Below are 25,696 nucleotides of genomic sequence, written 5' to 3' on the forward strand. Positions count from 1 at the left end.
AGGGACGTTGAAGACGACGACGTTGATAGGCCGGGTGTGTAAGCGCAGCGATGCGTTGAGCTAACCGGTACTAATGACCCGTGAGGCTTAACCTTACAACGCCAGAGGCGTTTTGGTCCGAGAGACCCAAGAATTTTCAGCTTGTGACGGAAAAATTAGCGGAAACGAAAGATTTTGCGCTGAGGCGAGGCGGCAGGCCGGAGGAAAGGAAGGAGCATACACGAGTATGTGACTGACTTTACGAGGGCGGCCAACGCGGCCTCAGTGAAAAAGATTCGTTTCGTGCACCAGAATTTGCCTGGCGGCAACAGCGCGGTGGTCCCACCTGACCCCATGCCGAACTCAGAAGTGAAACGCCGTAGCGCCGATGGTAGTGTGGGGCCTCCCCATGCGAGAGTAGGGAACTGCCAGGCATCAAACCAGTAAAAAAGCCCCGAACGAGAGTCCGGGGCTTTTTTACGTCTGGCGATCGCTAAATCCACTTAACCCCTTGCAAAATCTCTCCCTAAAACTCCAGCTCTGTCACATTTTGTCATCCTGAACGGGCTCTGATTCCCCCGCGCTGCTCTCAGATGCTTTACTCATTGCTTTAGCGATGTTCTTCGCAAGGAAATGAGGTAAAAGATGACCGACTTACAACAAAAATCGGCCCAGCCGGAAGCGGCAGCCGTCAGTAAACAACGCATCTGGGCCATTGTCGGCGCGTCGTCCGGCAATCTGGTCGAATGGTTTGATTTCTACGTCTACTCGTTCTTCTCGCTCTATTTTGCTCATGTATTTTTCCCGGCCGGCGACACCACTACCCAGCTGCTGCAAACGGCCGGCGTGTTTGCGGCGGGCTTCTTAATGCGTCCCATCGGTGGCTGGCTATTCGGCTACATCGCGGACCGTCACGGCCGAAAAAGTTCGATGCTGATCTCGGTATGCATGATGTGTTTTGGTTCGCTGGTCATCGCCTGTTTACCCGGCTATGGTGAAATCGGCATTGCGGCGCCGGTGATTTTGCTACTGGCGCGCATGTTTCAGGGCTTATCGGTGGGCGGTGAATATGGTACCAGCGCTACCTACATGAGTGAGGTGGCACTGGAAGGGCGCAAAGGCTTCTACGCGTCGTTCCAGTACGTCACCCTGATTGGCGGTCAGCTGTTAGCCGTGCTGACGGTCGTGGTACTGCAACAAATTCTCAGTGATGAAGCGCTGCGCAGCTGGGGCTGGCGTATCCCGTTCTTTCTTGGCGCGGTTCTGGCAGTGGTCGCTCTGTGGTTGCGTCGCTCACTGAATGAAACCTCAGAGAAAAAGCACCGGGAACTTCGCGATGCCGGCAGCATTCTTGGCCTGCTGCGTAACCACTCGCGCGCCTTCCTGATGGTGCTTGGCTTTACCGCCGGCGGATCGCTGAGCTTCTATACCTTCACAACCTACATGCAGAAATATCTGGTGAACACGGCGGGTATGGATGCGCGTAGCGCAAGTGCGTTGATGACCGGCGCGCTGCTGGTATTCATGCTGATTCAGCCAATTGTGGGCGCGCTGTCAGATAAGATTGGCCGGCGGGCATCAATGATGATCTTCGGCGCTGGCGCGGCTATCTGTACCGTGCCGATTTTGATGTTGCTGCAGAATGTGCAAAGTAGCGGGCTGGCGTTCGTGCTGGTGATGCTGGCGCTAATTATTACCAGTTTCTACACCGCTATCAGCGGCATCCTTAAAGCGGAGATGTTCCCGCCGGAAGTGCGGGCACTGGGCGTGGGGCTTTCCTATGCGGTAGCTAACGCTATCTTTGGCGGTTCGGCCGAGTACGTGGCGCTGTTACTGAAGAAGCACGGCATCGAAACCACCTTCTTCTGGTATGTCTCGGCAATGGGCGCGCTGGCATTTCTGGTATCACTGATGCTGCACCGCAAAGGCAAGGGGATTGCGCTGTGATTACTGACTCAGGCCCCACAGGGCAATGCCGCTGGCCGCACCGGCGACATCCCAGCTAAGATCCTTCCAGCTCCAGCCGCTCCCGGCAGGGCGGCTGTCCCAGGCTTCTTTGGCTACGCCGAAGCTCAGCGAAAAGAGCAGGCCGAAGCGCAGATTTTGCTCGCGGCCCTGGTGTTGATGCTGAGCGATCTCACTGCCGGCGGCAGCCAGGGCGGCAGAGGAGAAAAAGTGTTGCGCCTTATCCTGGCCGGTCCAGTTGTCCTGCGCCACATGCGCACATCCGCTACACAGTAATACCGCACAGAGGATGAGCGCACGCATCGGCTACAGCAGACGGCTAATAAGGCGGTCGATACGGATGCGACGCAGACGGCGAATCAGCTTACGCACCTTTGCCGGATAATCAGAGATGCTCTCCAGCTCGCGGAAATGTTTCACCACCGTGGTGTGCTGACGGATCAACGCCAGTTCCTTGTCGCGCTGCTCTGCCAGCTGGTTGAGCGGATCGTGAATCAGCACCGCATTTTCCAGATCGAGTCGCCAGGCGCGCGGATTGAGGTTATTACCGGTGATCATCATCCATTCGTCATCAACCCAGATGCCTTTCAGGTGATAGCTGTTGTCGCCATCTTTCCACAAACGCACCGTCAGCTGGCCGTTGTTGACGTAATACTGCAACCGGCTGAGGAAGCGACGCAGGTTGATTTCATACAGATAGGGCAGCGCACCGATAATCTTGAACGGCTCGTGTGGCGGAATGTAGAAATCGTTGGCGGTTTTATCGCCGACGATGATCTCGACCTCTTTGCCCTGACGCAGCAGCTGGATCAGATTGCGCACCAGAATGGCCGGCAGGTTAAAGTACGGCGTGCACAGCGTGAGCTTACGCTCGGCGCAGGGCATTAAATGGAAGATGGTTTTGTTCAGCAGGCTACGTTTACCCAGCCCGACCAGCGGCGTGACGGCCAGTGATTCGTTGCCGGCATCACCGGTAAACTGATAATTGAAGCTGCGCAGCTCCTGGCGAAACTGGCGGGTTTCATTCTTGATTTCCGGGCTGGAGGGACGTTCGGCCTGGTCGAGACGGTTAACGGCCTCAGAATGTTTGAGATTCTCACCAATCCACTGAAACATGGTGTCCGCCAGCTGCGGATTACGGATCAGCTGATAACGGTCATAACGGTATTTGTCATGCTGATGCAGATAAACATCGTTCAGGCTGGCACCGCTGTAGAGCAGCGTATCGTCAATGATGAAGCCTTTCAGATGCAGCACTCCGAGCGCTTCACGGGTGTTCACCGGAATGCCATACACCGGAATCGCGATATCGGGATGCTGCGCCGCCATTTCGCAATACCAGTCGGCATTCGTCAGGCCGCGCGCGGCACCGATACGGCCGCGCTGCGCACGATGCCAGTCCACCAGAATGCTGACATCCAGTTCCGGTCGCGCCTGACGTGCTGCATACAGCGCCTGCATAATGCTGCGTCCGCCGTCATCATTTTCCAGATACAGCGCGGCGATGCAGATGCGTTTTTCTGCCGTAGCGATTTTCGTCAGCAGGGTTTCACGAAACTCGGCGGGCGAGTAAAGCGTGGTCACATCCGACACGGACTGTGACAGTTTAGGCAGCTGTGCGAGGTGTTGTTGGTGTTTATTGCGTTTGAATTTAGACAACATCACAGTGCACTTCTTCTCTGTTCATTGTATGGCCTTTTGCCATCAAATCATGATCCTAACGGTAAATAATAACATCAACCGGCCGGTTAAGGAGGATTTTTACCTTTCTCTACAGCCAGGTCACCGGTGTCAGCCAGCGGTAAATTCAGGCTGACAATGCCATCATCCAGTTGAATATTCACACGAAAATTGAGTTTTCGCGCCAGGGTAATCATGCCGGTATTGTGCGGCATGGTGATACCGTTCAATTGTTGCAGGCCGTGATCGCGCGTATAGCGGATCATCTTTTCCAGCAGCCGCCGGCCCATGCCCAAACCCTTCAGGTCGGAACGCACCAATACCGAAAATTCTGCGTCGATATTGTCAGCATCGGAGATCGCGCGCGTCACGCCGATAATCTCATCAGCACCGTTATGCTGGCGTACTGCGACAATCGCCATCTCCCGGTCGTAATCGATCTGCGTCATGTTCGCCAAATCGTCGTGGGTAAACTCATTGATCTCACTGAAGTAGCGATAGTAAAGGTCTTCTTTGGTGACCTGGGCGATGAAGGCGCGTAGCTGCGGTTCATCCTCCGGGAGAATCGGGCGAAACAGGCAGCGCTGGCCATCTTTAAGCTGCACCTGTTCTTCCAGATGGTGCGGATAGGGACGAATCGCCAGCCGCGCCTCACTGTCGCCATGAAATGGAGCCAGCTGCAGCGTCACGTCCAGCAGGGTAAAGGTATTGGCGGATGCCAGCAGCGGATGAATATCCAGCCGCTGAATCTCCGGACAGTCGACCACCAGGTTTGATACCTGCACCAGCAGCTGACTCAGACCGGTGATGTCCAGCGGTCGCAGTGCACTGCGGCTGCGCACTTTGCCGCTCTTTAGTGCCTGAATCACCAGATAGCGCGCCAGCGTCATATTCAGCGGCGGCAACGCCACGGCGGCCTGCTTGTCCGGCTGCCACTCCACACCGCCTTCGCCCAGCATGATGATTGGGCCAAACAGCGGGTCATGCTCAACCACCACCCGCAACTCCTGTGCACCGGCGCGGTTCGCCATACTTTGCACCAGCAGGCCGTCAATGCGCGCCTGCGGATGCGTTTCACGCACGCGATCGAAGATGGCGTCTGCTGCCTGTTCAACTTCTGCCGCGCTGCGCAGATAGAGCATCACGCCCTGTACATCCGACTTATGCGCAATATCCGGCGAGCGCAGCTTGAGCGCCACCGGATAACCAATCTGGTCGGCAATCTTAGCGGCAGACTGGCTGTCGCTGGCGATCCACGTTGGCAGCGTTGCCAGCCCGTAAGCCTGTAGTATGGGCTGCACCTCGTGCGTATCCAGCGTGGTAATGCCGCTATCCAGTGCCTGTTGCAGCAGCTGATGTGCCTCGGCGCTGTTTTGCGTCAGGCCCAGCGGCAGCGCTGGCGTTTCGCGTAGCTGTTTCTGGTTACGCCGATACTCAACCTGGTGCATGAATGCCGTCACCGTGCCTTCTGGCGTGCGCCAGGTCGGAATGCCGGCCTGGGTGAATGCGCGGCGGGCTTCCTGCGAAGAGTGTTCGCCGCACCAGTTGGTCAGCAGCGTCACCTGCTTACCCCGCGGATGCGCAGCCACCGCCGCAATAATCTGCGCGGCGGTTTCACTGGCCGGAGAGACGGCGCTGGGTGAATGGATGATCATCAGCGCATCCAGTTCATGGCTGTCGAGCAGCTGTGTTACGCAGGCCACGTACAGCGCGGGCGTTGCATGATCTTTCAAATCCAGCGGATTACCGCGCCCGATGCCCTCCGGCAGCAGGGCCGCCAGCGCCTGCAGCGTGGGCTCATCCAGCGTCGCCAGCTTGCCGTTACGCGCATAGAGTTCATCCAGCGCCAGGGCTGCCGGAGCGGCGCCGTTGCTGATAATCATCAGGCGCTCACCGCGCAGCGGACGCATGTGGCTGAGCGACTCCACGGCGGAAAACAGCTCATGCGTGTCCTGCACGCGCAGCAGACCGGCGCGCTGAATGGCGGCATCCCAGGCGGCATCCAGCCCGCTGCCGGTGCCGATCATCGCCTGTGCCTGATGGCTGCGACCGCTTTTGATCACCAGAATGGGTTTATTACGCGCTGCGCTACGCGAGGCAGAAACGAAGCGCCGGGCGTCGCTCAGGTGTTCCAGGTAGAGCAAAATGGCGCTGGTTTTGCCATCGCGAGCAAGAAAATCCAGCAGGTCGTCGACATCAATATCCAGGCTATCGCCCAGGGCGATAAACCACGAAAAGCCCAGGTTGCGCTGTTGCGCCCAGTCGAGAATGGTGTTGGAAACCGCCGCCGATTGCGAAATAAAGGCGATGCGTCCTTTCGCAATCGGTACCGGTGAGAAGCTGGCATTCAGCCCCTGCCAGGGGGCTAACAGGCCCAGACTGTTGGGGCCCAGCAGGCGCATCTGCCACTGGCTGGCACAGGCTTTCAGCGCCTCCAGCTGGCTGGCCGGGGCGGAGAGAATAATGCAGGCTTTACAGCCTTTTTCTCCCAGCTGCTGTAACAGTTCCAGATTGCGTCTGGCGTGGGTGCAGATAATCGCCAGATCGGGGGCGAAGGGCAGGCTGGCCACGTCCGGCCAGGCCAGAACGCCGCTGACCGCCTTGTATTTGGGCGTGACCGGCAACACCGGACCGCCAAAGCCGCCCGCCAGCAGGTTGCGCATCATCAGATAGCCAGCGCGGCTCGGTTTTATCGACGCACCCAGCACCGCAATTGATTTCGGTCGTAACAGCGCTTCCAGTCCACGTTGGCTCATCATTCGCTCCTGCTCTCGGGATTGGCATGATTGTAAACGCTTTTACGCCGGTTGCCGATTTGTCGATGTCAGGCTGCGAGCCAGCTTCAGAAATTGTCTGCTTGCGCGTGTATCGGATGGTGGGGTTTACCGGCCAGATAGGCCTGACGGAAGCGTTCAAAGTGCTGCTGCAACGCCTGCGCCGCCGGGACATCACCTGCCTGTTCCAGCAGCGCGGCGGCCACTTCGGCGGTGCAGTGCTGGCCCGGCGCATGGGCTTCGCGCAGCGTGTAGCGCGACGGCGTCGCCACATTCAGTGACATCACCGGAAAGCTATCCAGCCACGGACTTTTGCGGAACATTTTGCGCGCTTCGGTCCAGGTGCCGTCGAGCATGATAAACAGCGGGGGCTTACCGCCGGTGGGTGGCGTGGTCAGCACCTGGCGATCGGCATCGGCGTAGGCACCGGGAAACACCACCATCGGCTGATAATCGGCCGTCTGCACCGCCGCCAGCAGCGCGGCGTCGGGCTCGGTGCGCGACCAGCCAAAGGCCTGGGTTTCCGGCAGAATGTCGGCAATCAGCCGACCGGTATTACTGGGTTTCATTGGTTCAGTATCAAACATCACCAGGCAAAACCGGCTGCGCGCCTGTTGCGGCTGCAGGGTCGCGCACAGACAGTTTTTATGCGGCAGCAGGCAGCGCTGACAGCGCAGCACGCGGTTGCCTCGGGCGAGAAACGGGCGCGTGGCACGCGCTAAACGCTGCGCACGCAGGCGCAGAACGGCATTTTCAGACATAGCATCGCGGACAGGGAAAAACGCCAGTGTAATAGAAGGGCAAAAACAAGGCCAGCGCGTGGCTGGCCCTGGGGGATCAGAGTGATTCGTCGAGCCATTCGTTGAATGGCGCTTTCGGCATCGCACCGTTCAGCATGTCCACCATCTCACCGTTTTTGAACAGCATAATGGTTGGGATGCTGCGGATGCGAAAACGCGTGCTGAGCGCAGGTTCCGCCTCAGTGTTCACTTTCACGAAGCGCACTTTGCCGCGCCGCTCGTCGGCGACGTCTTTAAACACCGGCGCGAAGTTCACGCACGGACCGCACCATGGCGCCCAGAAGTCGACCACGACCGGCAGATCGTCCTGCAGGTATTTATCCAGCGTGGCCGCCGTGGCATTCACCACTTCACCGCTAAACAGCGCATCGCCGCAGCGACCGCATTTGGCTCCGTCGGCCAGACGTTCCTCGGGAACGCGGTTAGTTGCCTGACAGGAGGCACATACAGTATTCATCGTCACCTCAAACCGGACCTGTAAATCTTAGGATTGGTGAACATTATGAAAAGGTTGAATGCTATGCTCAATCTGGATTAAGCAATAGGTTCAATAGTTGATAGCTAAGCGCCGACACATCAGGTAATCTTCGCGCTCTCAATGCTGGAGGAACAGATGAACGACGAATTTAAAGGCAAAAGCGGCAAGGTAAAAGTGATGTACGTACGTGATGAGGAGGGCGGTCAGAAGCCAAATCCCCGTACCGGCAAAGGCGGCCGTCCTGCTGCGCGCCAGGAAGAGAATCGTCGCTCTGGTCCTCGCAGCACCCGTAATAATGAAGAGAGCGGTCGTCCGCGCACCGCCCGTGGCGATGATGCCGGGCGTTCGCGTGGTCCACGTGACGATGCTGGCCGTTCGCGCGGTCCGCGTGACGATAGCGCGCGCGGTCGCCGCAGCGATCGGGACGATCGTGGCTTCAGTGATTCACCGTGGCGCACCGTGTCACGTCCGCCTGTCGCCGCTGAAGCGGATACGGGTGACGAAGCGGCCAGCAGCAAGCCGGTTATCGACCCGGAACTGATTCGCCGTCAGCGTCAGGAAGAGACGCGCGTGTACGGCGAAAACGCCTGCCAGGCGCTGTTCCAGAGCCGTCCCGAAAGCATCGTCCGTGCCTGGTTCGTGCAAAGCGTCACGCCGCGCTTCCGCGAAACCCTGCGCTGGCTGGCGGCAAACCGCAAAGCCTATCACGTGGTGGACGACGCCGAGCTGGCGAAAGCGTCCGGGACTGAACACCACGGCGGCGTGTGCTTCATTATTAAGAAGCGCATGGGCATGCCGGTGGCGGAATGGCTGCAGCAGGCGCAGAGCAAAGACTGCGTACTGGCGCTGGAAGATGTCAGCAACCCGCACAACCTTGGCGGTATCATGCGCAGCTGCGCGCACTTTGGCGTCAAAGGTTTGCTGGTCAATGATGCCTCGCTGCTGGAGTCGGGTGCCGCAGTTCGCACGGCTGAAGGTGGTGCAGAGCACGTCCAGGCGATCAGCGGTGAAAGCTTTGCTGCGGGTCTGGAAGCATTCCGCAAAGCTGGTTACACCATCGTGACCACATCCAGCCACGCCGGTACGCCACTGGCGCAGGCGGCGCTGCCAGCCAAAATGGTACTGGTGCTGGGTCAGGAGCGTGAAGGTCTGTCAGACAGCGCATTCCAGCAGGGCGATATCAGCCTGTCGATTGGCGGTACCGGCAACGTTGAAAGCCTCAACGTCTCGGTCGCGACCGGTATCCTGCTCGCCGAATGGTGGCGTCAGAACGCATAAATAAAAAAACGGGCCGCTGTGGCCCGTTTTTGTTTCTGTCACTCAGTGCGCGCCACCGCCGCCACCGCCTGCGCCAAACGGCGGACGGGCAAACCACACCAGAACCAGCAGGACCAAAAACACCCCCGCCGATGCCCAGAAGATCTCGTTAGCCGAGATAATCAGGCCCTGATTAGTAATTTGCTGGGCGATATAAGCCGACGCCTGCTGCTGCGTCATGCCCATGCTTTGCAGCTGGTCATACATTTGCTGCGAATTCGGATTGAAGGGATTAACCGATTCCGACAGGTAGCTGTGGTGCATCGATTCGCGATCTGTCCACATGGTGGTGGTGATCGACGTTCCGATTGAACCCGCCAGCGTACGCACAAAGTTCGAGAGGCTGGAGGCCGCCGCCATACGCTCTGGCGGCAAGCCGGACAGCGTAATGGTGGTCAGCGGCATAAAGAAGCAGGCCACCGCGAACCCCTGGATAAACTGCGGCCACGCGGAGGCACCGAAATCCATCCCCGGCTCAAACGTATACGCACGCCAGTAGAAGCACACCGCGTACATGATAAAACTAAAGGTCACCAGCCGCCGCATGTCCAGCTTATGGGCGAAGCGGCCAATGATCGGCGACAGAATCACCGGAATGATCCCCACCGGCGCCGATGCCAGCCCTGCCCAGGTGGCGGTATAGCCGTATACCTCCTGGAGCAGCTGCGGCAGCAGGACGATCGAGCCGAAGTACAGCATGTAAGCCAGACTGATCGACAGACAGCCGATGGTGAAATTTCGCTTCTTAAACAGCGACAAATCGACAATCGGGTGATCGTCGGTCAGCTCCCACACCAGCAGCACGGCTAGCGACACCACCGCGACCACCGTCAGCACGATGATTTCGGTTGAGCCAAACCAGTCGAGTTCTTTACCGCGGTCAAGCATCACCTGCAGAGAACCAATCCCCACCACCAGCAGCACCAGACCGACCATATCGATCGGGCGGATCTCAGTTTTGGTTTCGCGCCCGCGCAGGGTTTGCAGCGTCAGCATCACCACCACCACGCCAATTGGCACGTTGATGAAGAAGATCCAGCCCCAGTGATAGTTATCACTGATCCAGCCGCCAAGAATCGGACCGCAGATCGGCGCAACGATCACCGTCATCGCCCACAGCGACAGCGCCACGCTGCGCTTGGCTGGCGGGTAGTTGTTCAGCAGCAAACTTTGCGACAGCGGAATCAGCGGACCGGCCACCACGCCCTGAATCACGCGGAAGAAGATCAGCATTTCCAGGCTTTCGGACATGCCGCACGCCCAGGAGGCCAGCGCGAACAGAATGGTCGACCAGGTGAACAGCTTCACTTCACCGACGCGCTTTGCCAGCCAGCCGGTGATCGGGATCGAGATGGCATTCGCCACCCCGAACGAGGTGATCACCCAGGTGCCTTGCGAGTTGGACGCCCCGAGGTTACCGGCGATGGTTGGGATCGCCACGTTAGCGATGGTGGAGTCGAGTACCTGCATGAACGTCGCCAGCGACAGGGCGATGGTCATCAGAACTAACGGCGCACCTTCAAGCGGCTTTTGTGCCATAACAGCCTCCCGCGAGGTTATTGCGCGTTGGCACGGACAATGTCAGCGATCAGCTGGTTAACCGGCGCAAGGTCGATTGCCAGCGCGTTACTTTCATACGCGGCCTGGGTGCGGACATTGCTGGCCAGCGCGGCGCCATCTTTGTTCTGGGTATCTACTTTCACCAGCATGGACAGGCCGATACGCAGCGGATGTTGCGCCACTTGCTGCGGATCGAGTTCGATACGCACCGGCAGGCGCTGTACCACTTTGATCCAGTTACCGGTGGCGTTCTGTGCTGGCAGCAGCGAGAAGGCGCTACCGGTGCCCATATCCAGACCAACCACTTTACCGTGATACTCCACATCATCGCCGTAGATATCACTGATGACCGTGGCGGGCTGACCGATGCGCACGCCTGCCAGCTGCGTCTCTTTAAAGTTGGCGTCAACCCACAGGTTGGTGGCCGGCACCACCGCCAGCAGCGGTGTGCTGGTGGAGATCTGTGAACCGACCTGCACGCTACGACGCGAGACATAGCCGTCCATCGGACTGCGGATGTCGGTGCGCTGCAGCGCCAGCCAGGCATCGCGCAGCTCAGCGGCGCTCTGTTTTACCGCCGGCTGGTTTTCGAGGTCAGTATTCAGGATCATCGCCTGGTTCGCGTTGTACTGCTGAATCGCCACGTCCAGCTGGGCTTTCGCCGTGGCCACGGCATCACGCGCGTGCTGCAGCTCTTCGCGACCAATCAGATTGGCGGCACCGAGCGGCTCACGACGTTTCAGGTCGGATTCGGCCTGATCCAGCGCGGTCTGTTGCAGCTTGATGCTGGCCTGATACTGTTTGCCGTTGATCATCAGCTGGTGCGTCTGGCGCACGCTGGTGGCCAGCGCGGTCTGCGCTTTCTCGAATGCCTGCTGCGCATCGGTTTTATCCAGCGACACCAGAATGTCGCCTTTTTTCACCCGATCCGTATCCTCGAACCACACTTTATTCACGCTGCCGGAAACCTGGGCCATCACCTGCACCTGGTTGCCTGCCACGTAGGCGTCATCGGTTTCCTGGAAGTGGCGCAGCACCAGATACCAGTAAGCCAGATAACCCACACCAATCATGATAAACACGATAGCCAGCAGGATCAGCGCACCTTTGCGCTTCTTCTTTTTGTTCGCGGGCTGTTGCGGGCTTTGAGCTTCCGCTGTCGCACTCATGTCGTTCTCCACGTTTGCCATTTAGTCGGGATGTGTTGATCCATCAACACGGTCGCCCGAGTCGAAAAAGCCAGCGTTTGCAACGCTGGCCGGATAAAAGGGGATTAAAATAGCGATTTCGGTGGGTGATTGTGTCGCAGTTCTTGCTATTAACGCGACAGGGAAGCGATAACCTGATCTTCGTCCATTTTATCGAGACGGTTAAGCAACTTACGCGTGATGGCTTCCAGTTGCTCCTGCTCGGTATCGGTCAGCGAAGACCACAGATACTGCAGGCTCTGATGCTGGGGTGGCAGCAGCTGACGTAAGAATTCGTTACCTTTTTCCGTCAGGTGCAGGTGCAGGCAACGGCGATCGTTATCGCTCTCACGACGCTCGATCCAGCCGCGCTTTTCCAGTTCATCAGCGATGCGCGTCGCGTTGGTGCGGGAAGAACCCAGCGCCGAGCTCAGCTCAGAAGGCTGAATGCTCTGGTTTTCCTGCGCGTCCAGCGTAATCAGCGCCATGAATAAAGTTTCGTTAATTCCCTGCGCCTTCAACATTTTGTTGCGATTATCCAGCAGCTTACCCTGCATGTGCATGCACAGACGGGTCAGGATGATCTCCTGCAGCGGAAAATCTTTGTGGCGATTAGCACGGATGTTTAGCATCTGCTCAATGGGAGTAAACGAGCTTTCCATTAAAAACCTCTTAGTTGCAACAAATATAATAATGAGGGTGACAGATTAAGCGTAGTCATATTTTCCGCCTGTGATTGTTTGCACCGTCACACTGTCAGCACCTGGCGTTCCAGGTCGGTCCATAACCCTGGGCTCTGCGCCCTGACCAGCCGCTTTGCAGACAAAGCCGCCATCGTCATCAATTCGCTAAGCGAAACCTTCAGTGGATTGAATAATTTCGCGAGTAAAAATAACTTAGGTGAATAACTGTGAGGCTAACCATAACAAAGCCAATCATTAATGAACAGTATCGCTCACCACTTTGCATTGATCTTTACGTTTTCTAAACACTTTTCCCGGCTGGCTTTGCTGGAGTAAATCAATGGGTTAATCGACAAGGCACCGGTTAGTCCGGGTAACGCGCCAGCATCAGCGGCGTGATGAATTCCGTTCGTCGTCTGCCGTATAACCGGCCTGTGGCAGGGTGAATGCCATCGATAACGCAGACTCATCCTGGCGCGACGGACCTGATGCGGGCGGCGGAAAGGAGACATAGCTGGTGGGAAAAGCGGGTAAATAATCATATGTGGGTAATAGTAACCCAAAAAATTATTTCAATGTTGTGTTAATTAACAGGACGTACCAGTGCGCTATAGCGCACGCTTCGCTTACTGACGGGGCGGGAGGGCGGAAAATGGCGGCACCACGTGGCTGAGACGAGGTGCCGCGTGGGCTTATTTCGCCGCCGCCATGGCGTCGCTGATCCATTTATCAAATTCCGCCTGATGAGCTTTGATCCAGCCGTCAACGTGGCCGTTGATGTCCGCTTCTGAGGCGTGACCGGCATGCATCGCGGCGTTCTCGGCATTGATGTCGCCGATCGGCAGCTTCATTTCAGCAAACAGTTTGGCCGCCGCCGGATTCTTCTCCGCCCAGGCTTTGTTGGCCACGATATGCATGGTGTTCACCGGGAAGCCATAGTTGGCGCCGTTGGCCAGTCTGGTATCCACTTTGCTCTGCGCGCCTGGCAGTGAGGAGAACGGCACCTGCAGCCACACCACATCTTTACCCGGCTTCAGCACGTCGCTGACCCAGTATGGCGTCCAGGTGTAATAGAGAATCGGTTTACCCTGTTTGAAGCGCGTAATGGTGTCGGCAATCATCGCCGAGTAGTTACCCTGGTTGTGTACCACGGTATCGCTCAGTTTGTAGGCCTCGATCTGATGGTTAATCACCGCTTCACAGCCCCAGCCAGGCGTACAGCCGGTCAGGTCTGCTTTGCCATCGCCATTGGTATCAAACAGTCTGGCCAGCTTTGGATCTTTCAGCTGCTCGATGTTGGTGATGTGGTACTGGTCGGCGGTTTTCTTGTCGATCAGGTAACCCTGCGCGGCACCGCTGACGTAGGTGCCCTGGCGATAAAATTTATTATCACCGCCGGCGGCTTTGTACATGTCATCATGCAGCGGTTGCCAGTTGGTGGCGATAAACGTGGCATCACCGCCGGCAATGGTGGTGTAAGCCACGTTGTAATCCACTTCACTCGGCTTCTCAACGGTGTAACCGAGCTTCTCCAGCGCGCGGCTCACCAGCAGCGTCTGGAAGGTCTCTTCGGAAATGGTACTCTGAGCCGGTTTAACGGTAATGCCTTTGCCCGGAAGGTCGGCGGCGGACACGTGCGTCGCGGCAACCGTGGTCAGGACGGCGGCGAATAGAGCTGTCTTGCGCATAGTCATTCCTTATTTTACGTGTGACGTCGGAGACGGGCGACCGCAGCGGGCCGCCCAAAGAAATCAGGCTTTTTTACTGAATGGACGCAGCAACAAACCCAGCGGCCCGCTGCTGTACCAGTGGCGGCTGCCACGGCTGCGGCTGTCGCGACCTACTGACTGCGTCAGGCGGTCGAGAATGATGGCGAGGATCACGATACCGACGCCGCCCACGCTGGCGAGACCCATATCGAGGCGACCAATACCGCGCAGCACCATCTGGCCCAGACCGCCAACGGCAATCATCGAGGCGATGACCACCATCGACAGCGCCAGCATCAGCGTCTGATTCACGCCAGCCATAATGGTCGGCATCGCCAGCGGCAGCTGGACCTTGAACAGCATCTGGCGCGGGCTGGCACCGAAAGATTCACTGGCTTCGATCAGGTCAGCCGGCACCTGCTTAATACCGAGTATGGTGAGACGCACCACCGGCGGCAGGGCAAAGATAATCGTCACCACCACGCCCGGCACGTTGCCGATACCAAACAGCATGACGATGGGCACCAGATAGACGAACGCCGGCGTGGTTTGCATTGCATCCAGCAGGGGCCGTATGATGCGCGCCGCGCGCTCACTGCGCGCCAGCCAGATGCCAAGCGGCAGGCCAATCAGTACGCAGAACAGCAGGGCGGTGAGCACCAGCGCCAGCGTCACCATCGCCTGGGACCAGGCACCGATCATGCCAATCAGCACCAGCGATATCAGCGTGGCGAGGCCCATCGCCGGGCTGGCAATTTGCCAGGCAATCAGCGCAAACACCACGATCGCCACTGGCGCAGGCAGACCCATCAGCAGTTGCTGGAAGGCGCTAAGGATATAATCCACCGGCACGCGAATGCCCTGAAACAGCGGGCGAAAGTGGGTAACTACCCAGTCGATGCCTTCGGTGACCCAGCGATCCAGCGGAATCAGCGTGGTGTGGAACGGATCCAGCAGGCTGAAGTGCTCCGGTGCCGCGGCCGGTGCGCTGCTCAGCCAGTCGCTGCTGCTGGCGGCGCTGCTGACGGCATCGTGTCCACCACTGCTGGCGGCATCCGATGTACTGCCGGCGGCGTTGCCCCAGGCATCGGCGGCGCTGGCGCTGCTGTCAGCCGGTGTGCTGCTGCCTGTCGCGGACCACGGATCGCTGCTGGCGGCGGCGGCGTTGCTGGTGGCGGGTGGTGCGCTGGTCTGGCTGGCGCTTTCCCATGGATTGGCGTTTTGTGCACTCATGGCTGGGCTCCTTCACGATCTAAAGCGCGTAACAGCGTGCTTTTGGAAATGATACCGACGTACTGCTGATCTTCGCCGATCACCGGCACCGCACAGGGTGCCTGCGCGACGTGAGAGAGCAAATCGTTGAGCGAGGTATCGGCAGGAACCGCCAGCGGTGCGTCGAGCAGGGCGTTATCCAGCCCTTCACCGGCGGCGAGTGCCGCTTTCAGCGAGTCAGTGGAGACGACGCCGATGAATTTCTGTTTCTCCAGCACGTAGCCATATTCGCGGTCTTCATCCTGCAGCAGTTTGATTGCCGACCGCGGACCGAAACCGGCGGCCTTACGAATCAGCGCGCCGGCGCTGCGGCGGGCGATATCTTTGGCGCTGAAGACGTGACTGATATCCACGCCGCGGAAGAAGGTGCGCACATAATCGTTGGCCGGATTATTGAGGATTTCATCCGGCGTGCCGACCTGCACCACTTCGCCGCCCTGCATGATGGCGATGCGGTCGCCAATACGCATCGCTTCATCCAGATCGTGGGAAATAAACACGATGGTGCGCTGATGTTTCGCCTGCAGTTTTACCAGTTCATCCTGCATTTCCGTGCGAATTAATGGATCAAGTGCGGAAAAGGCTTCGTCCATTAGCAATATATCCGGATTAATCGCCAGTGCGCGGGCTAATCCAACACGCTGCCGCATTCCGCCGGAGAGTTCATCGGGCCAGGCGTGAGCATAATTTTCCAGTCCAACCTGACGCAGCGCGTCGAGCGCTTTTTCCTGCCGCTCCTGCAGCGCCACGCCAGCTAATTCCATGCCGAACGCGGTATTATTTAGTACCGTCATGTGCGGCATCAGTGCGAATGACTGGAATACCATGCTGATTTTATTTCTGCGCACATCACGCAATTCTGCGTCGGATATTTTGGCAATATCGACGCCATCAATAATCACCTGGCCGCGTGTCGGCTCGATCAGACGATTGAGAAGGCGAACCATAGTGGACTTGCCGGAGCCGGACAGCCCCATAATGACAAAGATCTCGCCTTCTTCAATGGCCAGACTGGCATTTTTGACGCCGAGTGAGAGGCCGGTTTTCGCCAGAATACTCTCTTTACTCTCGCCTTTTTCAATCAGCTTAAATGCCTTTTCGGGATGATCGCCAAATACCTTATATAAATTCTTTACTTCAAGTTTAATTGCCATGCAGTAATGAAATTCCTGGTTAAATGTCTGACTATTTCTTGTTGTACCCTGCGTAAATTTAAGCGCCTATACCGTAGCATAGTGAGATTATCTGACAACCCTTGACGGAAATATCTGGCGTGACACGTATGGCGCGACAGTGGCTAATTCCAGTGCCTGCAAGGGATGAGACGGGATAAATTTTTTCTGAATTTTTTGTGAAATTAAACCGGTTTCGGCCAGAATTATTGCCGGAAGGCGGATAAATCACGCTTAGTCAGGCGAAATATTCCGACGATGAATGGCGCTAAATAGATAAAATAATCACGCGCGGAATTAACGTTATTTCGGGGGGGACGGCGGGAATGCAGGAGAGAAAAATGAATGATCAGATCGTAGTGGAATCGGCATGAAATTAACCTGGTCGGCATAAATGCCGACCCTGTGGATGTATCATCAACCTAACCGCTGGAGGCGCGTTCCGGTCGGCATGAATGCCGACCCTACAGATGCATAAACATAACTGCCGTAGGGCATGATTAACCCAACCGTAGGGTGCGCATTGATGCGCACCGCTTACGGTGCAATGTGCACCCCTTACCGTGCACCGCACGCGACTAAAAATTCCAGTCCTCGTCCTCGGTTTCAACCGCTTTGCCCATCACATAGGATGAACCGGAACCCGAAAAGAAATCGTGGTTTTCATCGGCGTTGGGCGACAGCGCCGACAGAATCGCCGGATTCACCGCCGTCAGCTCCGCCGGGAACAGCGCTTCGTAACCCAGGTTCATCAGCGCCTTGTTGGCATTGTAATGCAGGAAGGTTTTCACCTCTTCGGACCAGCCCACGTCGGCATACAGCGCTTCGGTGTACACCACCTCGTTTTCATACAGCGCCAGCAGTAAATCGATGGCGAACTGTTGCAGCTCAGCGCGGCGCGCGTCGTCAACGGTTTCCAGCGCTTTCTGGTACTTATAGCCGATGTAATAACCGTGTACCGCTTCATCACGGATAATCAGCCGAATCAGATCGGCGGTATTGGTCAGCTTGCCGCGGCTTGACCAGTACATCGGCAGCCAGAAGCCGGAGTAAAACAGGAACGACTCCAGAAAGACGCTGGCGATTTTCTTCTTCAGCGGATCGCTGGCGCGGTAGTGATCCAGCACGATTTTCGCCTTGTTCTGCAGGGCGGTATTCTCCTCACTCCAGCGGTAGGCGGCATCCACGTCGGCGGTGTTACACAGCGTGGAGAAGATCGAACTGTAAGAGCGCGCATGTACCGCTTCCATAAAGCTGATGTTCGACAGCACCGCCTCTTCGTGCGGCGTCAGCGCATCTTCCATCAGTCCCGGTGCGCCAATGACGTTCTGAATGGTGTCGAGCAGCGTCAGACCGGTAAACACCCGAATCGTCAGCTGCTGCTGCTGCGGGTCGAGCGACTGCCATGCCGGCAGATCGTTGGACAGCGGCACCTTCTCCGGCAGCCAGAAGTTGCTGGTAAGACGGTTCCACACTTCGAGATCTTTCTCGTCCTGAATGCGGTTCCAGTTAATCGCCTGAATCTGTTTAAGTTGCATAGTCATCATCACAGTGCACAGGAAACGCAGCCCTGTACCTCCGTGCCTTGTAGCGCCATCTGACGCAGTCGAATGTAATAGAGGGTTTTGATGCCTTTCTTCCAGGCGTAGATCTGCGCTTTGTTGATATCGCGCGTCGTGACGTCATCGCGGAAAAACAGCGTCAGCGACAGTCCCTGATCGACGTGCCGGGTGGCTTCGGCGTAAGTATCAATAATCGCTTCGGGACCAATCTGATAGGCATCCTGATACAGCTCAAGGTTGTCATTGGTCATAAACGGAGCCGGGTAATAGACGCGGCCGGTTTTGCCCTCTTTACGGATCTCAATGCGCGACACAATCGGGTGGATGCTCGACGTGGCGTGGTTGATGTAAGAGATGGAACCGGTCGGCGGAATCGCCTGCAGGTTCTGGTTATACAAACCGTGCTGCATCACTGACGCACGCAGTGCCAGCCAGTCCGCCTGGTCGGGCAGGGCGATGCCGGCATCGGCAAAAATCTGCGCCACCCGGGCAGTACGCGGCTGCCAGCTGTGTTGGGTATATTTGTCGAAATAGGCACCGCTGGCGTACTGCGACTGCGCAAAGCCGTCAAAGCGCGCGCCGCGCTCCTGCGCCAGCAGGTTGGAGGTGCGCAGGGCGTGATACGTCACGCAGTAGAAATAGAGGTTGGTGAAATCCAGCGCCTCTGGCGAACCGTAAGCCATGCCTTCACGCGCCAGATAGCCGTGCAGGTTCATCTGCCCGAGACCGATAGCGTGCGAACGGCGATTGCCTTCCGCCACCGACGGCACGGAGGTGATGTCACTCATCTCGGAAACCGCCGTCAGCGCGCGCACCGCCACTTCCACGGTTTGCGCCAGATTACGCGAGTCCATGGCGTGGGCGATATTCAGGGAGCCAAGGTTACAGGAGATATCTTTGCCGACGCGGCGATAGCTCAGATCGTCGTGATACTCGCTGGCGCTGTTAACCTGCAGGATCTCCGAACACAGGTTACTCATGTTGATGCGACCGGCAATCGGGTTGCTGCGGTTCACGCTGTCCTCATACATGATGTAGGGATAGCCGGACTCAAACTGAATTTCCGCCAGCGTCTGGAAGAAGTCGCGCGGCTTGATGAAGGTTTTACGGATGCGATCGTCGGCCAGCATCGCCTCGTAGTGCTCGCTGATGCTGATATCAGCAAACGCCTTGCCGTAAATACGCTCAACGTCGTAAGGCGAAAACAGCGCCATATCGCGGTTCTCTTTGGCCAGCTGGAAGGTGATATCCGGAATCACCACGCCGAGCGACAGCGTTTTGATGCGGATCTTCTCGTCAGCGTTTTCACGTTTGGTATCGAGGAAGCGCAGGATATCCGGATGGTGCGCATTCAGCCACACCGCGCCCGCGCCCTGACGCGCACCAAGCTGATTGGCGTAGGAGAACGCATCTTCCAGCATCTTCATCACCGGAATTACGCCGGATGACTGATTTTCAATGCGCTTAATCGGCGCGCCGGATTCACGCAGGTTGGAGAGCAGAAACGCCACGCCGCCACCGCGCTTCGACAGCTGCAGCGCCGAATTCACCGCGCGGCCAATCGACTCCATATTGTCTTCAATGCGCAGCAGGAAGCAGGAGACCAGCTCGCCGCGCTGCTGTTTACCGCAGTTGAGGAAGGTGGGCGTAGCCGGCTGGAAGCGACCGCTCAGCATCTCGGCCAGCAGTTCCCGCGCCAGCGTTTCATTGCCGCGCGCCAGCGTCAGCGCCACCATGCAGGCGCGCTGCTCAAAGGTTTCCAGATAGCGTTTGCCGTCGAAGGTTTTTAGCGTGTAGCTGGTATAAAACTTCCACGCACCGAGGAAGGTGTGAAAACGGAAGCCCCAGGCGTCAGCCTCTTCGTGCAGCTGGCACAGGAAGGCGAAATCGTACTGGTTCAGCACCCCGGCTTCATAATAGCCTTCGGCCACCAGATAGCGCAGACGCTCGCCGTGCGAGTCGAATGGCACGCTGTTGGGCTGCACGTGCTGCAGGAAAAACTGGCGTGTGGCTTCATGATCTTTGCTGAACTGGATGCGGCCATCCGCGTCATACAGGTTCAGCATCGCGTTGAGCGCGTGGTAGTCCAGCTGTGTGCTGTTCAGGGTGTCTGTCGTTGCCAAAATTGGGTCACTCCCGCTTTAACATGGGCAATATCGTCGGCGGTTCCCATCAGCTCAAAGCGGTAGAGATAGGGAACCTGACATTTCTGCGCAATGATGTCGCCGGCCAGGCAGAAGCCCGCGCCAAAGTTGCGATTGCCCGCAGCAATCACACCGCGGATACCGCGCCGGTTGGCGTCATCATTAAGGAACTGAATCACCTGTTTCGGCACTGCTTCACGCGCGCTGCCGCCGCCGTAGCTCGGCACCACTAAAATGTAGGGCTGGTCGATGTGCAGGCGCTGCGTGGCGTCGAGCGGAATACGCCGCGCAGGCAGGCCGAGACGGGTGATAAACCGGTGCGTGTTTTCCGACTGGCTGGAAAAATAGACCAGTGGAAACATCGCTTTATCCCCCGACGGCAGCGAGCTGGCGCAGGCCGGCGATTTTGTCGGGACGGAAGCCGCTCCAGTGGTCGTTGTGCGTCATTACGACAGGCACCTGGCGATAGCCGAGCGATTTGAGCTGATCGATGGCTTCCGGTTGGGTATCAAGGTTAATCAGCTGATAGTCGATGCCACTGCGATCCATGGCATTTTTGGTGGCGTCACACTGGACACACTGGCTCTTAGTGTAAATAATAATGCGCATGATTCGTATTTCCCTCTGGTTGTGGTCAGGTTGCGAGATACGAAGCAAAAACCCTTTTGCTGCGAACGTCGTCCCTGCTGACATCTGGTAGCGAGTTGATGTGTTGAATACTAGATGTAGTGGTATTAGTGGTCAAGCCCACCAGATATAGGGTTTTGTGATTTAAGCAGTCAGATTAGGGCGAATGCCAGCGATGATGCGCCCTGGCGCAGGGAAAAAATTTTTGTAAAGGGTTTTGCGGCAATTTTAACCAGCCTGACAGCGGCTGCATCGGCGCGCTAATGCGGAGTGACGCGCAAAAAAAAGCCCCGCATACGCGAGGCTCCTGATGATTTTTTAGCGATTTAGCGGCGTGACATCAGCAGCGCGCCCAGCACCAGACCGACGGCGGCACCGACACCCACGCCGTACCACGGTTTGTCATGCACGTAAGCATCCACCTGATAACCCGCATCGCGCGCGGCCTGAGTCACGCGGTTGCCACTGCCGTTGAGTTTAGCGCGCGTCTGTTTCAGCAGGGCCTGCGCCTGGCTGCGTGCGCTATCCACTTCATCTTTGGCTTCGCTGCCGTAAGATTTCAGTAAGGCTTCCAGCGAATCGGCCAGTTCGTTTACATCCTGATTGATATCAATGTCATCGTTTTTGCTGGTTCGATTAAACATTTTTCGCTCCCTTTGACTTAAAACGTAATACTAAGTGTAGACGAAACGTGACTAAACGCAGCCGTGTGCCAGGCTTTAGGGAAATTCCGAATGTCCTGTGCTGTCGTGCTGATGTAAGGTTGCGGGGCTGTGAGAAGAGAGGAGCAAGCATGTATTTACGTCCGGATGAGGTAGCGCGCGTACTGGAAAAAGCAGGATTCGAAATGGACGTCCTGACACCCAAAACTTATGGTTATCGCCGTGGCGAAAACTACGTCTATGTGAATCGCGAAGCCCGCATGGGGCGCACAGCGTTGATCATTCATCCCACCCTGAAAGAAAAAAGTCAGCACTTCGCTGAACCCGCATCAGAGATGAAAACCTGCGACCACTACACGCAGTTCCCTCTCTACCTGATGGGAGATTCGCAGGAGCACTACGGTATTCCCCACGGTTTTAGCTCGCGCATGGCGCTGGAGCGTTATCTGCAGGGCGTCTTCGGCGCCTGACTGGTGTGCCCCGTCGCGGCGGGGCTGCACACGCTTTCCCAATCCTTACCCTTTCCCACGTTGCAAATTACCGCGCGGATGCGTATAACTCTGTGTCCATATAGAAGTTTAGACGTCCATATGGATATAAAGAATGCAAACTGAACCGACGCCTTCGCAGGCAAACTTCAAGCGCAGCATGAAGGTGCGGCATCTGGTGATGCTGTCGCTCGGCGGCGTGATTGGTACCGGGCTGTTTTTCAACACCGGCTACATCATCTCCACCACCGGCGCAGCGGGCACGCTGCTGGCCTATCTGATTGGTGCGCTGGTGGTATGGCTGGTGATGGTGTGTCTTGGCGAGCTGGCGGTAGCGATGCCTGAAACCGGCGCGTTTCACGTCTACGCCGCGCGCTACCTCAGTCCGGCGACCGGTTACACCGTGGCCTGGCTCTACTGGCTCACCTGGACGGTGGCGCTCGGCTCCAGCCTGACCGCCGCCGGTTTCTGCATGCAGTACTGGTTCCCAACGGTGCCGGTGTGGCTGTGGTGCCTGGTGTTCTGTGTCGCCATCTATCTGCTGAATAGTGTCTCGACGCGCTTCTTTGCCGAAGGAGAGTTCTGGTTCTCCATCATTAAAGTGATCACTATCATTGCCTTTATCGTGCTGGGCGCAGCGGCGATGCTGGGGTTCATCCCGATGAAAGACGGCAGCGCGGCGCCGGGATTACATAACCTGACCGCTTCCGGCTGGCTGCCGCACGGTACGCTGCCGATTCTGATGACCATGGTGGCGGTGAATTTTGCCTTCTCCGGAACCGAGCTGATCGGCATTGCGGCGGGTGAAACCGAGCAGCCGCAGAAAGCGCTGCCGCTGGCGATTCGCACCACCGTGGCGCGCCTGATCATCTTCTTTATCGGCACGGTCTTTGTGCTGGCCGCGCTGATCCCGATGGATCAGGCGGGCATCGTTAAAAGTCCGTTCGTACTGGTGTTCGAAAAGATTGGCATCCCGTACGCGGCGGATATTTTCAACTTCGTGATCCTCACCGCGATCCTGTCAGCCGCGAACTCCGGACTGTACGCCTCGGGACGGATGCTGTGGTCGCTGGCCAATGAAAACACGCTGCCGCGCTGCTTTGCCCGGGTCAACCGGCGCGGCATTCCGCAGCTGGCCATCACCGTGAGTATGCTCGGTGGCCTGCTGGCGCTGTTTTCCAGCGTGATCGCGCCGGATACGGTGTTTGTGGCACTGTCAGCGATTTCCGGCTTTGCCGTGGTGGCGGTGTGGCTGAGCATTTGCGCCTCACACTACATGTTCCGTCGTCGCTATCTGCAGGCGGGCAATACGCCGCAGCAGCTGGCCTACCGCGCGCCGTTCTATCCGCTGGTGCCGATCCTCGGATTTACCCTGTGTCTGCTGGCGTGCATCGGGCTGGCCTTTGACCCGTCACAGCGCATCGCGCTATGGTGCGGCATTCCTTTTGTACTGTTCTGCTACGCTGCTTATTATCTGACGCAAAAACGCCAACACGCTTTCAACGCTAAGGAGACCGATGATGTCGCGTAACCCCATCGCTGCGGCCCTGACTCACACTGATACCCTGATTCTGGATGGCGCGCTGGCGACAGAGCTGGAAGCGCGCGGCTGTAATCTGGCCGATACGCTGTGGTCAGCCAAAGTGCTGATGGAAAATCCCGAGCTGATTTATCAGGTGCACTATGACTATTTCGCCGCCGGCGCTAATGTGGCGATCACCGCCAGCTATCAGGCGACGCCGCTGGGCTTTGCCGCCCGCGGACTGGATAGCGGCCAGGCCAGTGCGCTGATCCGCCAGAGCGTGACGCTGGCCCAGCGGGCGCGTGACGATTACCGTGCCGCTTCTGGCAGCCAGGCACCGCTGCTGGTGGCCGGATCGGTCGGTCCTTACGGCGCTTATCTGGCCAACGGCGCCGAGTATCGCGGCGACTACGCCTTACCGGCTGCCGAAATGAAAGATTTCCACCGTCCGCGCGTGGCGGCGCTGCTGGAGGCGGGCGTGGATTTGCTGGCGTGTGAAACGCTGCCGTCGTTTGGTGAAATTCAGGCGCTGATTAGCCTGCTGGCGGAGTTCCCGCACAGCAGCGCGTGGTTCTCCTTCACGCTGCGCGATGCGCAACACCTGAGTGACGGCACGCCGCTGAGCAAGGTGGCGGAAGTCATCAATGCCGCGCCGCAGGTGGTCGCTGTCGGCCTCAACTGCGTGGCGCTGGAGAGCGTGACGCCGGCGCTGCAAACGCTACAGGCGCTGACGGACAAGCCGCTGCTGGTCTATCCTAACTCCGGCGAGCAGTATGATGCTGTCAGCAAAAGCTGGCACTCAGCGCCGTCTGGCTGCACGCTGCACGATAAGTTCCCCGAGTGGCAACAGGCGGGCGCCCGGCTGATTGGCGGCTGCTGCCGCACCACGCCGCAGGATATCGCGGCGATTGCCGCCTGTTGTCAACCGTAATAAAGCGCAGAAAAGCGCCACTGATAGCGCGATTGAGGCGGGTGAAAAGGTCGAGAGGGCAGTTTAGACTGTTCTTTCTGATTCTGATGCGGACCTGCTATGAACCTGCGACATCTTCTTCCCGCCTGTGCGCTGCTGCTGAGCGGCTGTGCCACCATTGTCGGCACCGAAACGCAACCGGTAAAAATTGACTCTGTGCCGCAGGGCGCGCGTTTCACCGTGCAGGATGAAACCGGCCGCGCGGTGGCGCAGGGCTATACGCCGCAGACGGTGGATCTGGCGAAATCCAATGGCACCTATTTCGGTAAGAAACATTATCAGGTGATGCTGGAGAGTCCGGGCTACGTGCCGCTGACGCTGCCCATCGAAGCCAGTGCCAACCTGTGGTACGTGCTGGGCAATATTCCGCTGCTCGGTTTCCCCGGCTGGCTGGTGGTCGATCCGTTTTATGGCGGCATGTATGACCTGAAGCCAGCGCACCCGCAGCCGCATCTTAACGTGGTCGGCGCACGCGGCGGATAATTTGCACGGATGCGGAGCGGCGCGATTTATCGCGCTTAGTTAAATACGCGCAATAAATTGCGCCGCTACGGTTTGTGCCGAGGGTTATTATTGCGCGGTAGGTTTCACCATCGCATTACCGGATTTATGCTGCGCCAGGTACTGCTGCTGGAAAATGCACATGCGGATGGTGTTGCGGTACTCGCCGTTGATGAAAAACTCGTGCTTCAGCACGCCTTCCACCTCGAAACCGAGCTTGGTGTAGATATGAATCGCCTTCTCGTTCTCCTGATCGACAATCAGATACAGCTTGTAGAGATTGAGCACCGAAAAGCCGTAATCCATCGCCAGCTTTGCCGCTCTGCTGGCTAAGCCCTTGCCCTGATGCGCCGGGTCGATGATGATCTGAAACTCCGCCCGGCGATGCACGTGGTTGATCTCCACCAGCTCGACCAGCCCGGTTTTTTGCCCGTCGTGTTCCACCACAAAGCGCCGCTCGGTCTGATCGTGGATGTGCTTATCATACAGGTCAGAAAGCTCCACAAACGCTTCGTACGGCTCTTCAAACCAGTAGCGCATTACGCTGGCATTGTTATCCAGCTGATGGACAAAGTGCAGGTCTTCCCGCTCCAGCGGACGTAATTTTACCGTCATACGGTGTTCCTTTAGATGACTGAATGGCT

23 protein-coding genes and 2 rRNA genes are annotated in these 25,696 nt (G+C 57.6%); 8 read left to right on the forward strand and 17 right to left on the reverse strand.

Going from position 1 to position 25,696, the window contains the following annotated elements; genetic code table 11:
• The 3 genes from F3J36_RS08800 to F3J36_RS08810 all read left to right on the forward strand — a co-directional run.
• Positions 1-95, forward strand: a 23S ribosomal RNA gene (locus F3J36_RS08800); the annotation flags it as partial.
• A 202-nt stretch (positions 96-297) separates the two neighbouring features.
• A 5S ribosomal RNA gene (gene rrf / locus F3J36_RS08805) occupies positions 298-413 on the forward strand.
• Between the two features lie 211 nt (positions 414-624).
• Entirely contained in the window at positions 625-1,926 is a 1,302-nt protein-coding gene (locus F3J36_RS08810) for an MFS family transporter (RefSeq protein ID WP_166719510.1), read from the forward strand.
• Here the strand turns inward: F3J36_RS08810 and F3J36_RS08815 are convergent, their stop codons facing one another.
• From F3J36_RS08815 to trxC, 5 genes are all read right to left on the reverse strand, one after another.
• On the reverse strand, positions 1,927-2,247 hold the full coding sequence (locus F3J36_RS08815) for a YfiM family lipoprotein (RefSeq protein WP_166719511.1): 321 nt from the start codon (positions 2,245-2,247) through the stop codon (positions 1,927-1,929).
• A 3-nt stretch (positions 2,248-2,250) separates the two neighbouring features.
• Positions 2,251-3,609, reverse strand: a complete 1,359-nt coding sequence (pssA, locus tag F3J36_RS08820) for a CDP-diacylglycerol--serine O-phosphatidyltransferase (RefSeq protein ID WP_176428114.1) — start codon at positions 3,607-3,609, stop codon at positions 2,251-2,253.
• Positions 3,610-3,692: 83 nt separating this feature from the next.
• A complete protein-coding gene (locus tag F3J36_RS08825) occupies positions 3,693-6,380 on the reverse strand; it encodes a bifunctional acetate--CoA ligase family protein/GNAT family N-acetyltransferase (protein WP_166719732.1) in 2,688 nt (895 codons plus the stop codon).
• An 86-nt stretch (positions 6,381-6,466) separates the two neighbouring features.
• Entirely contained in the window at positions 6,467-7,159 is a 693-nt protein-coding gene (locus tag F3J36_RS08830) for a tRNA-uridine aminocarboxypropyltransferase (protein WP_127834471.1), read from the reverse strand.
• A gap of 76 nt (positions 7,160-7,235) precedes the next feature.
• Entirely contained in the window at positions 7,236-7,655 is a 420-nt protein-coding gene (trxC, locus tag F3J36_RS08835) for a thioredoxin TrxC (protein WP_021313847.1), read from the reverse strand.
• Between the two features lie 156 nt (positions 7,656-7,811).
• On the opposite strand from trxC, the gene F3J36_RS08840 reads away from it, so the two are divergent.
• Entirely contained in the window at positions 7,812-8,954 is a 1,143-nt protein-coding gene (locus F3J36_RS08840) for a tRNA/rRNA methyltransferase (RefSeq protein ID WP_166719512.1), read from the forward strand.
• A 42-nt stretch (positions 8,955-8,996) separates the two neighbouring features.
• Here the strand turns inward: F3J36_RS08840 and emrB are convergent, their stop codons facing one another.
• The 11 genes from emrB to F3J36_RS08895 form a co-directional block, all read right to left on the reverse strand.
• Positions 8,997-10,532, reverse strand: a complete 1,536-nt coding sequence (emrB, locus tag F3J36_RS08845; RefSeq protein WP_021506464.1) for a multidrug efflux MFS transporter permease subunit EmrB — start codon at positions 10,530-10,532, stop codon at positions 8,997-8,999.
• Between the two features lie 17 nt (positions 10,533-10,549).
• Complete coding sequence (emrA, locus tag F3J36_RS08850) at positions 10,550-11,722, reverse strand: multidrug efflux MFS transporter periplasmic adaptor subunit EmrA (protein ID WP_166719513.1); 1,173 nt, start codon at positions 11,720-11,722, stop codon at positions 10,550-10,552.
• Between the two features lie 149 nt (positions 11,723-11,871).
• Positions 11,872-12,402 carry a transcriptional repressor MprA gene (gene mprA, locus F3J36_RS08855; protein ID WP_021506466.1) on the reverse strand — a complete coding sequence of 177 codons (531 nt, stop codon included), beginning with the start codon at positions 12,400-12,402 and terminating at the stop codon, positions 11,872-11,874.
• Positions 12,403-13,115: 713 nt separating this feature from the next.
• Positions 13,116-14,111: a glycine betaine/L-proline ABC transporter substrate-binding protein ProX gene (gene proX / locus F3J36_RS08860; RefSeq protein ID WP_166719514.1), complete on the reverse strand. Its 996-nt coding sequence runs from the start codon at positions 14,109-14,111 to the stop codon at positions 13,116-13,118.
• A gap of 63 nt (positions 14,112-14,174) precedes the next feature.
• Entirely contained in the window at positions 14,175-15,365 is a 1,191-nt protein-coding gene (proW, locus tag F3J36_RS08865; RefSeq protein ID WP_166719515.1) for a glycine betaine/L-proline ABC transporter permease ProW, read from the reverse strand.
• Positions 15,362-16,558 (reverse strand): glycine betaine/L-proline ABC transporter ATP-binding protein ProV, encoded by a 1,197-nt coding sequence (gene proV / locus F3J36_RS08870; protein WP_021506469.1) that lies wholly within the window; start codon positions 16,556-16,558, stop codon positions 15,362-15,364. Before proV ends, proW begins: the two co-directional genes overlap by 4 nt.
• 596 nt (positions 16,559-17,154) lie before the next feature.
• A complete protein-coding gene (gene nrdF / locus F3J36_RS08875) occupies positions 17,155-18,114 on the reverse strand; it encodes a class 1b ribonucleoside-diphosphate reductase subunit beta (RefSeq protein WP_166719516.1) in 960 nt (319 codons plus the stop codon).
• Positions 18,115-18,122: 8 nt separating this feature from the next.
• Positions 18,123-20,261, reverse strand: coding sequence for a class 1b ribonucleoside-diphosphate reductase subunit alpha (gene nrdE / locus F3J36_RS08880; protein WP_166719517.1), 2,139 nt, complete (start codon positions 20,259-20,261; stop codon positions 18,123-18,125).
• Complete coding sequence (gene nrdI / locus F3J36_RS08885) at positions 20,240-20,644, reverse strand: class Ib ribonucleoside-diphosphate reductase assembly flavoprotein NrdI (RefSeq protein WP_166719518.1); 405 nt, start codon at positions 20,642-20,644, stop codon at positions 20,240-20,242. The genes nrdE and nrdI overlap by 22 nt, the downstream gene beginning before the upstream one ends.
• A gap of 4 nt (positions 20,645-20,648) precedes the next feature.
• A complete protein-coding gene (nrdH, locus tag F3J36_RS08890) occupies positions 20,649-20,891 on the reverse strand; it encodes a glutaredoxin-like protein NrdH (RefSeq protein ID WP_058758244.1) in 243 nt (80 codons plus the stop codon).
• Positions 20,892-21,235: 344 nt separating this feature from the next.
• On the reverse strand, positions 21,236-21,553 hold the full coding sequence (locus tag F3J36_RS08895; protein WP_021506474.1) for a DUF883 family protein: 318 nt from the start codon (positions 21,551-21,553) through the stop codon (positions 21,236-21,238).
• A gap of 149 nt (positions 21,554-21,702) precedes the next feature.
• Here F3J36_RS08895 and F3J36_RS08900 point away from each other — a divergent pair, with 149 nt between their 5' ends.
• The 4 genes from F3J36_RS08900 to F3J36_RS08915 all read left to right on the forward strand — a co-directional run bounded on the left by F3J36_RS08900 (position 21,703) and on the right by F3J36_RS08915 (position 25,034).
• The gene (locus F3J36_RS08900) at positions 21,703-22,041 is read left to right on the forward strand and encodes a DUF2002 family protein (protein WP_021506475.1); all 339 of its coding nucleotides are present in this window, start codon (positions 21,703-21,705) and stop codon (positions 22,039-22,041) included.
• A gap of 133 nt (positions 22,042-22,174) precedes the next feature.
• Positions 22,175-23,590 carry an S-methylmethionine permease gene (mmuP, locus tag F3J36_RS08905; RefSeq protein ID WP_166719519.1) on the forward strand — a complete coding sequence of 472 codons (1,416 nt, stop codon included), beginning with the start codon at positions 22,175-22,177 and terminating at the stop codon, positions 23,588-23,590.
• Positions 23,580-24,512 carry a homocysteine S-methyltransferase gene (gene mmuM / locus F3J36_RS08910; protein ID WP_166719733.1) on the forward strand — a complete coding sequence of 311 codons (933 nt, stop codon included), beginning with the start codon at positions 23,580-23,582 and terminating at the stop codon, positions 24,510-24,512. The genes mmuP and mmuM overlap by 11 nt, the downstream gene beginning before the upstream one ends.
• A gap of 99 nt (positions 24,513-24,611) precedes the next feature.
• Positions 24,612-25,034, forward strand: a complete 423-nt coding sequence (locus F3J36_RS08915) for a hypothetical protein (protein WP_058758247.1) — start codon at positions 24,612-24,614, stop codon at positions 25,032-25,034.
• Between the two features lie 87 nt (positions 25,035-25,121).
• Here the strand turns inward: F3J36_RS08915 and speG are convergent, their stop codons facing one another.
• Entirely contained in the window at positions 25,122-25,667 is a 546-nt protein-coding gene (gene speG, locus F3J36_RS08920; protein WP_166719520.1) for a spermidine N1-acetyltransferase, read from the reverse strand.
• Between the last annotated feature and the right edge of the window lie 29 nt (positions 25,668-25,696).

Origin of the sequence: Pantoea sp. Cy-640, assembly GCF_011752635.1 — a bacterium.
GTDB classification, from domain to species: domain Bacteria; phylum Pseudomonadota; class Gammaproteobacteria; order Enterobacterales; family Enterobacteriaceae; genus Pantoea; species Pantoea dispersa.